The organism is Pseudomonas parakoreensis, assembly GCF_021602155.1.
Taxonomy (GTDB): domain Bacteria; phylum Pseudomonadota; class Gammaproteobacteria; order Pseudomonadales; family Pseudomonadaceae; genus Aquipseudomonas; species Aquipseudomonas parakoreensis.
Genome location: NZ_BQHY01000003.1, coordinates 224,285 through 237,565 on the forward strand (window position 1 = coordinate 224,285; position 13,281 = coordinate 237,565).

A 13,281-nucleotide genomic window follows, 5' to 3' on the forward strand; every position below is an offset into this window, starting at 1 on the left:
ATGTTCACTCAAGTGCCGCAACCACTGGTCTACGCCGAAGCGTTGCTGGCGCAGTTCGCCAGCCTGTCGCGCGCGGCGGACGGTGCTGCGCTGCTGGGTGACTTCGTGCGTGGCCTGGCCGAACTGAGCGGTTGCGAATTGACCCAGCTGTACCTGCTCGACGCCACCCACACCTGCCTGGGGATGAACGCCGAGTGCCTCGACGGCGCGCTGCAACCGCGCGCCGCCACCAGCCTGCCGGCGGACTACAACGGTGAGCAGCTGCTGCAGTTTGCCCTGTGTCAGAACCGCGTGGTCTGCCTCGACGACCTGAGCGGCAGCCTGCACGAGACCAGTTTTCTGCCGGCTGCGGCGACACCGTGGCAATCGCTGCTGTGCGTGCCGCTGGTCAATCAGCACAAAGCGGTCGAAGGCTTGTTGCTGTGCGCCAGTCGTCGTCGTGTGGACCTGCAAGGCTTTGCCGATTCGCTCGGTCAGCTCGGCTCGTTCGTGCTCGGTCAATTGCACTTGCTGCAGCGTCTGCGCCAGCCGCTGGCCGAGTCGGCCACGGTGGCGCGCAGTGTGCCGAGCATCAGTGGTTATGGCTTGATCGGCAAAAGCGCCGCCATGCGCCAGACCCATTCGCTGATCAGCAAAGTCCTGCACAGCCCGTACACGGTGCTGTTGCGCGGCGAAACCGGGACCGGCAAGGAAGTCGTGGCCCGGGCGATTCACGATTGCGGCCCGCGTCGCTCTCAGGCGTTCATCGTGCAGAACTGCGCGGCCGTCCCGGAAAACCTGCTGGAAAGCGAGCTGTTCGGCTATCGCAAAGGCGCCTTCACCGGCGCTGATCGTGACCGCGCGGGGCTGTTCGATGCAGCCAACGGCGGCACGCTGTTGCTCGATGAGATCGGCGACATGCCGCTGTCGCTGCAAGCGAAGATATTGCGCGTGTTGCAGGAAGGCGAGATCCGCCCGCTGGGCTCCAACGACACGCACAAGATCGACGTGCGCATCATCGCCGCAACGCACCGCGATCTGTCGACGCTGGTCAGCGAAGGCAAATTCCGCGAGGACTTGTATTACCGTCTCGCGCAGTTCCCGATCGAGCTGCCGGCCTTGCGTCAGCGCGAAGGCGACATCCTCGAACTGGCTCAGCATTTCGCCGAGAAGACCTGCGCGTATTTGCAGCGCGACCCGGTGCGCTGGTCGAGCGCGGCGCTGGAACACCTGTCCGGTTACACCTTCCCCGGCAACGTGCGCGAACTCAAGGCACTGGTCGAACGCGCGGTGCTGTTGTGCGAGGGCGGCGAGTTGCTGGCCGAGCATTTCTCACTGCGCATGGAGCCGATGCCCGAAGACCACAGCGGCCTGAACCTGCGCGAACGCCTGGAAAAAGTCGAACGCACGTTGTTGCTCGACTGCCTGCGCAAAAACGACGGCAACCAGACCCTCGCCGCCCGCGAACTGGGCTTGCCGCGCCGCACCCTGCTGTACCGCCTCGGGCGGTTGAATATCAACCTGGGTGATTTCGATGGTTGACCTGAACCTGTCTCTTGCAGTGTGCACAACTCCTGTCTTGAACGGCTTATCTGTGGCGAGGGGATTCATCCCCGATCGGCTGCGCAGCAGTCGTAATCGAGCAAGCGCGGTTCTCCTGCAAGAACCGGTGATCAGGTCTTGGGGCTGCTTCGCAGCCCATCGGGGACAAGTCCCCTCGCCACAGGTTGCTCACTTGCCACAGAAGGTGCGTGCATCTCGCTGGTCTGGCTCAAGGCCCCGATGCAGAGCCTTCGAGACCACCCAAAGAATTAATTTCAGCGCCGCCCGCAAGGGTCGGCGCTTTGTGCTTTGTCTACCCCTGGAGACCCTCTGATGTCTGTTCGTCACTGGCACGCTGTCCTGCTGACCCTCGTCGTTCTATGCGGCCTTGGCGGCTGCAGCGGCAATTACAAATTCAACGACAACGACTATCGCCCGTTGGGTGATCCGCAAGCGGTCAATCGCGGCAAGTGACCGCAAGGAGCATCAAACATGGAATTGGTTTTCGAAATGCTGAACACCAAGCAGTTCGTGCCCACCGAGTTGTGCCAGAAGACCTTCAAACAGGCCGGCGGCGTGATCGGGCGGGGCGAGGACTGCGACTGGATCATTCCTGACCGCAAGCGTCATCTGTCCAATCACCACGCGATTGTCAGCTACCGCGAAGGCACGTTTTTCCTCACCGACACCAGCAGCAACGGGGTTCAGGACGGCGGCAGCGGCGCTCGCCTGCACAAGGGCGAACCGGTGCGCATCGAGCACGGCAGCACCTACGTGCTCGGCGACTTCGAGATTCGTGCACGGCTGGTGCGTGACCCGGCGACCTTCGACGGTGAAGTCGGCCGTCCGCGTGCCGCCGGCAGCATCATTCCGGACGACGCCTTCCTCGACCTCGATCCGCTGAACGCGATCGAACAGCAAGAGCGCGTCTATTCGGAAATCGACGAACTGTTGGCGCCGACCGCCAAGCCCGAGGACTCCCGCCAGCGTGCCGACTATGCACGCATCGACATGGAAAGCCTGATGGTGCCCGAGCTGGTCGCCCCGGTTGAACCCGAGCCAGCTCCGGCCCCGAAAGCCGTCGAGCGTCAGAGCGAGGGTTTCTGGGAGCACTTCGGTGCGGCGCTGGGTGTGGATCTCAAAGGCCTTGATCACGACGCCCGCGAAGCTCTGGCGCTGAACGCCGCGCGGCTGCTGCGCCAGAGCATCGGCGGACTGCAGCAGAGCCTGCGCACCCGTTCGGAGCTGAAAAACGAACTGCGTCTGGCCCAGACCACCGTGCAAGGCACCAACAAGAACCCGCTGAAGTTCGCGGTTGATCCGAGCGAAGCGCTGGAGATTCTGTTGCAGCCGCACAAGCCCGGGCACCTGCCGGCCGAGCAGGCGATTTCCCGCGCGTTCCGCGATCTGCAGGCGCATCAGGTGGCCTTGCTCACCGCCAGCCGCGCCGCCGTACGCGGCACCCTCGAGCACTTCTCGCCAGAACAACTGACCCTGCGTTTCGAACGCGACAACAAGCCGTTGATCGCCACCTCCGGCGGACGCTGGAGAGCGTTCGGCCGTTACCACCAGGCCCTGCGTCAGGACGATGACTGGAGCGAGCGTCTGCTGGCCCGCGACTTCGCCCAGGCCTACGAAGAACAGATCCGCCTGATTTCTACCCTACACACCGACCACCAAGGATGATGCGCATGTCTCGCCGCTCGACCGCTTTTTTCAAGACGCTGACTGCGCTCACCGTGCTGGTGCTGCTCGCCGGTTGCTCGTCGCTGTCGCCGTACTCGAAAGTGACCAAGATCAACCTGAAGCTGACCGGCAGCGATCAGCTCAACCCGGACCTCAATGGCCGTCCTTCGCCAATCGTCGTGCGCCTGTTTGAACTCAAGCACCCGGTGACCTTCGAGAACGCTGATTTCTTCAGCCTCTACGAGCGCGCCAAGGAATCCCTCAACCCGGATCTGGTGGCCAGCGAAGAACTCGAACTGCGCCCGGGTGAAACCGTGGAAATGAAGCTCAGCGTGGAGGAGGGCAGCCGCTACGTCGGCGTTCTCGCCGCGTACCGTGATCTGCCGGAAACCAAGTGGCGCTACACCGTGCAGGTCACCCCGCTGGAATTGACCGAGGCCGATCTGACCCTCGATCAGGCCGGGATCCGCAACACCCATGAAGCGCTCGCCAAGGCGGATGACTGAAGATGAATACCCATAAAGTCATTTGGCAGGAAGGCATGCTGCTGCGGCCGCAGCACTTCCAGCACAACGATCGCTATTACGATCACCAGATGAAAACCCGCACCCAGTTGCTGGGTGGCTACACCTGGGGTTTCCTCAATCTGGAGATCGACTTGCAGTTCCTCAACATGGGCAAACTGGTGATCAGTGCCGCCTCGGGGATTCTGCCGGACGGTAGCCTGTTCGAACTCGGCGGCAACACTGAGCCGCTGGCACTGGACGTGCCGCCGAACACCGGCAACACGCCGATTTACCTGGCGCTGCCGCTGGTCACCGGTAACCACATCGAAGCGCGCCGCCCGGAGCAGTCCGACGTGCTCGCACGTTACACCGCGTACGACGCCGAAGTGGCCGACTCCAACGCCGGCGACGATTCCGCCAGCCAGGTCAGCTGTGGTCGCCCGGATTTCAAACTGTTGCTCGGCGAGCAGCAGAGCGATCAGGCCTACGTGAAGCTGAAGATCTGCGACGTGCTCGACACCACGCCCGACGGCGTGATCAGCCTCGACCCGGATTTCGTGCCGACCTACATCCAGGCTCACGCGTCCAGTTATCTGCTGTCGTGCCTCAAAGAAGTCATCAGCATGCTCAACCACCGGGGCGACACGATTGCCGAGCGGATCCGCTCCAACGGCAAGGTCGGCGGTGCGGAAGTCGGCGACTTCATGATGCTGCAATTGATCAACCGCACCGAACTGCTGCTGCGCCATTACCTCGGTCTGGAGCAGGTGCATCCGGAAGAGTTGTATCGCACGCTGCTGACCATGCTCGGCGATCTGGCGACCTTCTCCAGCGACAGCAAACGCCCGCGACTGGACAGCCGCTATTCCCACGCCGATCAGGGCGCGAGCTTCCGCAAACTGATGGAAGCGATTCGTCAGGTGCTGTCGATGGTGCTCGAACAGCACGCCATCGAACTGATCCTGCAGGCGCGTCAGTACGGGATCATCGTGTCGCCGTTGCACGACCACAAACTGCTCGGCTCGGCGTCGTTCGTGCTGGCGGCGAGTGCCAACTGCGACTCCGAAGAACTGCGCCATCGCTTGCCGGCGCACCTCAAGGTCGGCCCGGTGGAGCGCATCCGCCAACTGGTCAACCTGCACCTGCCGGGGATCAAGGTCAAACCGTTGCCGGTGGCCCCGCGGCAGATCGCGTTCCACTCGAACAAAACCTACTTCATCCTCGAACTCAGTTCCGAAGACCTGGCGCAACTCGAGCGCTCCGGCGGCTTCGCGTTCCACGTGTCCGGCGAATTCGCCGAGCTTGAACTGAAATTCTGGGCCATCAGGAACTGACCGACATGATCAAGGAAACGGATTACAACCAGGACGACAAAACCGTCCTGCTCGATCGTCAGGGCCACGGACCGGCAGCCAGTCCGCTGACCGACTTCGCCGCGCCGCCGCGCTTCGAGCAACTGGAAGAACGGATGATCTACGCCGCGCGCCTGCGCCCGGCGGAGGCGTTCAACATCAGCCTCAATTCGCTGGTGGCGGCGTCGTCCGAACTGCTTTCGGAAGTGGTGCGCCTCAAGCACAGCGAAACCCGCGAAGACCTCTACGCGCTCAACGAGCGCCTGACCGCCGGGCTCAAGCTGTTTGAAGTGCGCGCGTTGCATAACGGCGCCGAAAGCAGCCAGGTGATGGCCGCGCGTTACGTGCTCTGCACGGTGGTCGACGAAGCTGTGGTGACCACGCCGTGGGGCAACGAAAGCGAGTGGTCGCAGATGAGTCTGCTCAGCAGCTTCCACAACGAGACCTTCGGTGGCGAGAAGTTCTTCCAGCTGCTCGACCGGCTGTCGAAGAACCCGGTCAAGCACCTGCCGATGCTTGAGCTGATGTACCTGTGCCTGTCCCTCGGTTTCGAGGGCAAGTACCGCGTACAAGCACGCGGCATGCTCGAACTCGAAGGCATCCGCGACGCCCTGTACCGGCAGATCCGTCAGTTGCGTGGCGACGTGCCGCGCGAGTTGTCGCCGCACTGGGAAGGCCTCAACGACCAGCGCCGCAACCTGGTGCGCATCGTGCCGGCGTGGATGGTGGTGCTGTTCACATTGGTCTGCCTGGTGGTGATGTATTCGGGCTTTGCCTGGGTCCTGGGCGAGCAGCGCGACACCGTTCTGCAACCTTATCAGCCGCTTGATCCGGCCGCGGTGCAACCGCAGTCGCAGCCGTAAACAGGGACGTGTGATGAAAAAGTTTTTCAAGAAAGTCGGCGCCTTCCTGCGCCAGACCTGGGTCTGGACTCTGCTGCTGGTGCTGTTCGTGGCGCTGCTGGTGTGGTTCGTCGGCCCGTTGTTGGCGGTGGATGACTACAAGTTCTGGGAGAGCTCGACCTCTCGCTTGCTGACCATCGCCGTGCTGTTCCTGATCTGGGGCCTGACCATGGTCTTCGTCAGCTGGCGCGCGGGCATCCGCAAGAAAGCCATCGAAGAAACCGAAGACGGCCAGGATCGCATCCGTCGTGACGAGCTGATCGAAGAAGAACAGAAAGAGTTGAAGGCGCGCTTCAAGGACGCGCTGAAAACCCTGAAGACTTCGAGCCTGTATCGCGGCCGCAGCGAGCGCTGGCGCAACGATTTGCCGTGGTACCTGCTGATTGGTCCGCAGGCCTCCGGCAAGACCAGCCTGCTGGACTTCTCCGGGCTGGAATTCCCGATCAACAAGATTGACCGCAAGCTGACCCGTGACACCCTCGGCACCCGTCATTGCGACTGGTACTTCGCCGACCACGGCGTGCTGATCGACACCGCCGGACGTTACACCACCCAGCCGGACGCGGAAGTCGACGGCAGTGCCTGGACCACCTTGCTCGAGTTGCTGCGCAAGCGTCGTCGCGGGCGTCCGTTGAACGGTGTGCTGGTGACCATTCCGGTGGAATCCCTGATCGGTGGCAGCGAGCAGGACATCGACACCCTGGCGCGCCAGGTGCGCGGTCGTCTGCAAGACGTCTATCAGAAACTGCACGTCGATGTGCCGGTGTATCTGGTGCTGAGCAAGGCCGACAAGCTGCTCGGCTTCGACGAGTTCTTCGATCAACTGACCCGCGAAGAAAGCGATCAGGTGCTGGGCACCAGTTTCCGCAAGGATCAGGTCGGCACCGACGTCGCGGTCCTGCGCGGCGAGTTCGAAGAGCTGCTGCGGCGTCTGAACAATCAGGTGATCATGCGCATGCACTCGGAACGCGATACCCAGCGCCGTGGCCGCATCCTCGACTTCCCGCATCAACTGGGGCAGATCGGCGAGCGCCTGTGCCTGTTCGTCGACATGGCGTTCACCGGCAACCGCTACCAGCGCGCGTCGCTGCTGCGGGGTTTCTACCTGACCAGTGCGCCGCACCTGACCCAGGAAATGGACGCAACTACCGCCGGCATCGGTGCCAGCCTCGGCATGAGTGCCGGCGTGCTGCCGACCCTGCGCAGTGGCCGTTCGCGCTTCATCCATCATCTGTTCAGCCGGGTGATTTTCCCCGAGTCGGATCTGGCCGGTCTCGACAAGCGCGAGCGCAGCCGCATCCATTGGGGCCAGCGTGCGTTGTACGTTGGCGCACTGGCGGCACTGGCGCTGTTCGGCATGCTCTGGGCCGGTGGTTTCTCGGCCAACTACGAGCGTCTGGAAAACCTGCGCACGCTGGCGCAGAACTGGACTCAGCAACGTTCGGCGCTGAGCCCGCGTGATGACGCGATGGGCGTGCTGAAAACCCTCGACACCAGCTACGCCGCGACTCAGGTGTTCCCGAAAAAAGGCGACGTTTCGTACCACGAGCGTGGCGGCCTGTATCAGGGCGAAGACGTCAATCCGGTGGTCAAGCAAGCCTACGAACATGAGCTTGAGGCGCAATTGCTGCCACGGGTCGCGACGATGCTCGAAGGGCAGATCCGCGCCAACATGAAGGACCGCGACAAGCTGCTCAACAGCCTGCGTGCGTACCTGATGCTGAACATGAAGGACCGTCGTGATGCCGTGTGGCTCAAGGACTGGGTCGCCACTGACTGGTCGCAGCGCTACACCGGCAACACCGCGGTGCAGAATGGTCTGAACACTCACCTTGAGCGCCTGCTGAAGCAGCCGTTCATCTACCCGCTGAACGATCAACTGGTCACTCAGGCACGTCAGGTGCTGCGCGCCGAATCGCTGGCCACCGTGGTCTACCGCATGCTCCGCGAGCAGGCGCGCAACCTGCCGGAATACCGTTTCAGCCAACATCTCGGCCCGCAGGGCTCGCTGTTCATCGGCACCGAATACGTGATCCCGGGGTTCTACACCCAACAGGGTTATCAGCAGTATTTCTCGGTGCAGGGTTCGGCGCTGGTCACCGACATCCTGCGTGACAACTGGGTGTTGGGTGAAGGTGCGGGCATCAGCGACATGGACTTGCGTCGCCTGATGGTCGAGCTGGAGCAGCTGTATTTCCGCGACTACGCCAACTACTGGAGCGAAGCCGTTGGCCAGGTGGCCTTGCCGCCGATCAGCGACGCCGGTGAAGGCGCCGAGCAACTGGCGGGCCTGACCTCGGCCAACTCGCCGGTGCTGGCATTGCTCACTGAAGTACGTGAAAACACGCGCTTCCCGGCCGCTGCCGATCCGGTGGACGAAGCCGGTGATGCCGCCGATGCACTGGCAGGGCAGAAGGGCAAACTGGGCAAGGTCGGCAAACTGGCGTCTGCCGTGGCGGACAAGGCGTCGGCGATGGCCGTGGCGAAAAGCCTGCCGGACACCGCGAAGAAGTCGCTGCAACGCCGCTTCGAGCCGCTGCATCGTTTGCTCGATGACAACAACGGCCCGGCCGCTGACCTGACCCCGGCCATCAGCGCGCTCAACGACCTGCAACTGCAACTGTCCGGTCTGGCCCGTTCCAGCACACCGGAACAAGCCGCGTTCGAAATGGCGAAAACCCGCATGAGCGGCCAGCGTGATGCGCTGACCAACCTGCGTGCGGCCTCGGGTCGCCTGCCGCGTCCGCTGAGCGTGTGGTTCAACGTGCTGGCCGAAGACTCGTGGCGCCTGGTGCTCAACGATGCCTACCAATACCTGAACGGCCGTTATCAGAACGAGCTGTACAGCGTGTATGGCAAAACCATCAGCAAGCGTTATCCGTTCAGCGCCAGCAGCACCAGCGACGTGGCGATCAGCGACTTCCGCGAGTTCTTCCGCGCTCAAGGTACGGTCGACCGCTTCTTCGACAGCTACATGCGTCCGTTCGTCAGCGGTGATCCGGGCAACTACCGGATGCGCAGCGTCGACGGTCACAGCCTGCCGGTATCGAAGATGTACCTCGACCAGATGGCAGCAGCCCTGACCATTCGTCAGAGCTTCTTCTCGATCAACCCGGCCGAGCCGACCGTGCAGTTCAAACTGGAGCCGTACACCCTCGATCCGGCCGTCAGCCGTTCCGAGTTCAAGTTCGGCGACAAGACCATGGAGTACCGCCACGGTCCGATCCTGCCGATGACGTTCAAGTGGCCGACCGACGCTGAAGACGGTCGCACCAGCCTGGTGATGGACAAGATGGCGGGGCGTCCGATCGGCATCGAGAAGAACTCCGGCCCATGGTCGCTGTTCCGTCTGTTCGATCTGATGCAGACCGAGTACCTGACCGGTCGCGACGTGCTGGTGCTGAAAGCCGACGTGGGTGGCCTGCGCGCCAACTACCTGCTGACCAGCCAGCGCACGCCGAACCCGTTCGACATGGGCGTGCTGCGCACCTTCCGTATGCCGGTGCAGCTCTGATGCTGGTGGCCAGTCCCTGGCGCAGCGCGGCGCGTACCGACCCGGGCAAGGTGCGGGCGCGCAACGAAGATGCCTTCCTCGATTCGCCACAGCAGGGGCTGTGGGTGGTCGCGGACGGCATGGGCGGTCATCAGGGTGGCGACATCGCCAGCCAGTTGATTGTCGCCAGCCTGGCTGAACTGCCGCAACACGAGGACTTCGACGAACGCCTCAAAGCCATCCGCCAGTGCCTGCACTGGCTGAACCGGCGTTTGGGGCAGGAGTTGACGGTCACCGCCGGGCGCCACGACAGCATCATGGGCAGCACCGTTGTGGCGCTGCTGGTGGAAGGCAACCGCGCGGCCTGCATCTGGGCCGGCGACAGCCGTTGTTACCTGTGGCGTGGGCAGCGGCTGTATCAGCTGTCTAAAGACCATTCGCTGCAACAGCAACTGATCGACGAGCAACAGATGAGCGTCGAACAGGCCGCAGCGCACCCGGCGGCTCAGGCCTTGACCCGAGCCGTCGGTGCGGCCGAACAGCTGACCCTGGACGTCCTCGAACTCGAGGTCTATCCGGGCGATGCTTTTTTGCTGTGCAGCGATGGCTTGTACCAAGGACTGAGCAGCGATGCCCTCGGCAACGCCCTCAGCCTCAGCGCGCCGCATGTGGCGCTGGAGCGTCTGTTCGACGGCGCCCTGCGTGGCGCCGCCCGGGACAACCTGACTGCCGTGGTGATCCGCCAATGACTGAAATCGAATCCTCAGTCGATGACTTGCTGATGAGCGAAGAGCAGGCCAGCAACCTGACCTACTTCGCCTTCGCCAAGGCAAACAACGCCGAGCCGTTGCTGGCGCCGACCAAGGCCAGCATCGGTGCATTGCCGGACGTACTCGCCGGCCGCTACCACCTCGAGCGTCTGCTCGGGGCGGGCGGCATGGGCGCTGTTTACCGGGCGCGGGATCTGCTGCACGAGCAGTTCGGCGATCCCGACCCTTACATTGCGCTGAAAATCCTCAGCGAAGAATTTGCCGAATCGCCGGACGCCAGTGCCTTGCTCTACAGCGAGTTCGCCCTGACCCGACGCCTGCGCCACGACAACGTCGTGCGTGCACACACGTTTGAAGTCGACACTGACTGCCAGCGGGCCTTCATCACCATGGAATACATGCGTGGCCTGACCCTGGACAAACTGCTCTGCGAGCGGCCCCTCGGCTTGCCGTGGAAAGAAACGCGCGACATCGCGCTGCCGCTGCTCGATACGCTGGCTTATGCCCACCGTCGCGGCGTGCTGCACGGTGACATGAAGCCGAGCAACGTCATGCTCAGCGAAGACGGCCTGCGCCTGTTCGACTTCGGTCTCGGCCAGGCAGACGAGGGCGTACTGCCCGGCCTGCCGCACCTGAGCCGCGAGCGTTTCAACGCCTGGACCCCGGGCTACGCCGCCCCCGAACTGCTTGAGGGCCAACCGTTGTCGGCCAGCGCGGACGTGTACGGCGTGGCCTGCGTGATCTATGAACTGGCGAGCGGCAAACACCCGTTCCGCCGTTTGCCCTCGACCCAGGCCCGCGACGAGCACCTGGAGCGCGAGCTGCAAGCCCCGGCGAACTTACCGAAACACGGCTGGCCAGCGCTGCGAACCGCGCTGAGCTTCAATGCGGCAGAACGCACCATCACTGCCGATCAATTGCGTGACGCCTTGGGCGCCACTTCGTCCTGGCTGCAACGGTTGCGACTTCGGGCGTAACGGACGACATTCGAACAGGGAGCGCTTTATGTTCAACCCAGCTAACGAAACCCACTTCAGCCTCAAGGTCGAAGACTACGTGGGCGACCTGCAAGTGCTGTCGTTCACCGGCACCGAAGGCATCAGCCAACCGTTTCGTTTCGACCTCGAACTGGTCAGCGAAAACCCCGATCTGGACCTGGAAAAGCTCCTGCACAAGCAGGCGTTCCTCGCATTCGATCCACAGGGCTCGGGCATTCACGGCCAGATCTACCGCGTCGCCCAGGGCGATGCCGGCAAGCGCCTGACCCGCTACAAGGTCTCGCTGGTGCCGCAACTGCAATACCTGCATCACCGCACCAACCAGCGTATCTACCAGCAGATGTCGGCGCCGAAAATCATCGCGCTGATCCTCGATGAACACGGGATCAAGGGCAACGCCTACAGCTTCCAGCTGAGCCAGCCGTGCCCGGATCGCGACTACTGCGTGCAGTACGACGAAACCGATCTGCACTTCGTCCAGCGTCTGTGCGAGGAGGAAGGTATTCACTACCACTTCCAGCACAGCGAAAAAGCCCACCTGCTAGTGTTCGGCGACGACCAGACCGTGTTCCCCGACCTCGGCCAGCCGACCGCGTACGTGCAAGGCAGCGGCATGGTCGCCGAAGAGCCGGTGATCAAAGGCTTCAAACTGCGTCTGGAAACCCGCACCAGCCGCACCACGCGTCGCGACTACGACTTCGAAAAACCACGTCTGCAAATGGAAGCCGCGTACAAACCCGATGGCGAGAGCACTGAACCGGATCTGGAAGACTACGACTACCCGGGCCGCTTCATCGACCGCGCGCGCGGCAAGTTCCTCAGCCAGCGCGCCCTCGAACGCCACCGCGCCGACTACCGCCAGGCCGAAGGTCGCGGCGACCAGACCAAACTGGTCAGCGGCCACTTCATGGCCATGTCCGACCACCCGCGCAGCGAGTGGAACGACCTGTGGCTGCTCACCGAAATCTTCCACGAAGGCAAACAACCGCAAGTCCTCGAAGAAGGCGTGACCAGCGACACCACTGACAACAAGGACGACTTCCACCAGGGTTACCGGAACACCTTCCTCGCCACCCCGTGGGACGTGTTCTACCGCCCAGCCCTCGAACACCCGAAACCGCGCGTGCTCGGCAGCCAGACCGCCATGGTCACCGGCCCCAAAGGCGAAGAAATCCACTGCGACCAATACGGCCGCATCAAAGTGCAATTCCACTGGGACCGCGAAGGCCTCGCCGACGACAAAACCAGCTGCTGGCTGCGCGTCTCCAGCTCCTGGGCCGGCGACCGCTACGGCGCCATCAGCATTCCGCGTATCGGCATGGAAGTCCTCGTCACCTTCCTCGAAGGCGACCCCGACCAACCCCTCGTCACCGGCTGCCTGTACCACAAGGAAAACCCGGTGCCGTACGCCCTGCCGGCCAACAAAACCCGCAGCGTGTTCAAAACCCTCAGCTCCCCGGGCGGCGGTGGCTACAACGAACTGCGCATTGAAGACAAAAAGGGTGCAGAGCAGATCTACATCCACGCCCAGCGCGATTGGGATGAAAACGTAGAGCATGACCAGAAGATTCGGGTCGGTAATGAACGTCATGACACGGTGGTTAAGAACACCTACACCGAGCTCAAGGCCGAAGAACATCGCACCACGATTTCCGACCGCAAGGTTGAAGCGAAGCTGGATGATCACCTGACAATTGGGCAGAACCAGCATGTGAAGCTGGGCACGGCGCAACTGACCAGCGTGGGCAAAGAGATTCACCTCAAGGCTGGGGACAAGATTGTTATTGAGGCGGGGACGGAGCTGACCATTCTTGGGGGTGGGAGCTTTATCAAACTCGATGGCGGTGGGGTTACGGTGGTTGGGCCGGTGGTGAAGATTAATGCCGGCGGGTCGCCGGGGAATGGCACCGGGATCGGGATTAAGCCGCCGGTGCTGCCGGGGGCGGCGGATAAGGATAAGGCGGGGAGTTTGATGGATCAGGCGTTGGGGAATGCGGTGCCTCAGAAAGCTGACCTTCGACCAATGCGAATGATCAGGTTCTCTGGTTGACCG

General features: G+C 62.8%; 10 protein-coding genes. All 10 read left to right on the plus strand.

Features of this window, described 5'->3' with window-relative positions; translation table 11 throughout:
• The gene (locus tag L6D63_RS05760; RefSeq protein WP_131670751.1) at nucleotides 1–1,521 is read left to right on the plus strand and encodes a sigma-54 interaction domain-containing protein; all 1,521 of its coding nucleotides are present in this window, start codon (nucleotides 1–3) and stop codon (nucleotides 1,519–1,521) included.
• Between the two features lie 333 nt (nucleotides 1,522–1,854).
• The gene (locus tag L6D63_RS05765) at nucleotides 1,855–1,995 is read left to right on the plus strand and encodes a hypothetical protein (RefSeq protein WP_003229566.1); all 141 of its coding nucleotides are present in this window, start codon (nucleotides 1,855–1,857) and stop codon (nucleotides 1,993–1,995) included.
• 18 nt (nucleotides 1,996–2,013) lie between these two features.
• Nucleotides 2,014–3,207: a type VI secretion system-associated FHA domain protein TagH gene (gene tagH / locus L6D63_RS05770; protein WP_047297299.1), complete on the plus strand. Its 1,194-nt coding sequence runs from the start codon at nucleotides 2,014–2,016 to the stop codon at nucleotides 3,205–3,207.
• 5 nt (nucleotides 3,208–3,212) lie between these two features.
• Nucleotides 3,213–3,713 carry a type VI secretion system lipoprotein TssJ gene (gene tssJ, locus L6D63_RS05775; protein ID WP_007962325.1) on the plus strand — a complete coding sequence of 167 codons (501 nt, stop codon included), beginning with the start codon at nucleotides 3,213–3,215 and terminating at the stop codon, nucleotides 3,711–3,713.
• Between the two features lie 2 nt (nucleotides 3,714–3,715).
• Nucleotides 3,716–5,047, plus strand: coding sequence for a type VI secretion system baseplate subunit TssK (gene tssK, locus L6D63_RS05780; RefSeq protein ID WP_007962327.1), 1,332 nt, complete (start codon nucleotides 3,716–3,718; stop codon nucleotides 5,045–5,047).
• 5 nt (nucleotides 5,048–5,052) lie between these two features.
• The gene (icmH, locus tag L6D63_RS05785) at nucleotides 5,053–5,928 is read left to right on the plus strand and encodes a type IVB secretion system protein IcmH/DotU (protein WP_003229559.1); all 876 of its coding nucleotides are present in this window, start codon (nucleotides 5,053–5,055) and stop codon (nucleotides 5,926–5,928) included.
• A 13-nt stretch (nucleotides 5,929–5,941) separates the two neighbouring features.
• Nucleotides 5,942–9,481, plus strand: coding sequence for a type VI secretion system membrane subunit TssM (tssM, locus tag L6D63_RS05790; RefSeq protein ID WP_131670750.1), 3,540 nt, complete (start codon nucleotides 5,942–5,944; stop codon nucleotides 9,479–9,481).
• Nucleotides 9,481–10,209 (plus strand): PP2C family protein-serine/threonine phosphatase, encoded by a 729-nt coding sequence (locus L6D63_RS05795; protein WP_047297296.1) that lies wholly within the window; start codon nucleotides 9,481–9,483, stop codon nucleotides 10,207–10,209. Before tssM ends, L6D63_RS05795 begins: the two co-directional genes overlap by 1 nt.
• Nucleotides 10,206–11,207: a serine/threonine-protein kinase gene (locus L6D63_RS05800; protein ID WP_027610390.1), complete on the plus strand. Its 1,002-nt coding sequence runs from the start codon at nucleotides 10,206–10,208 to the stop codon at nucleotides 11,205–11,207. Before L6D63_RS05795 ends, L6D63_RS05800 begins: the two co-directional genes overlap by 4 nt.
• Before the next feature lie 28 nt (nucleotides 11,208–11,235).
• On the plus strand, nucleotides 11,236–13,278 hold the full coding sequence (locus tag L6D63_RS05805; RefSeq protein ID WP_131670749.1) for a type VI secretion system Vgr family protein: 2,043 nt from the start codon (nucleotides 11,236–11,238) through the stop codon (nucleotides 13,276–13,278).
• Nucleotides 13,279–13,281: the final 3 nt, after the last annotated feature.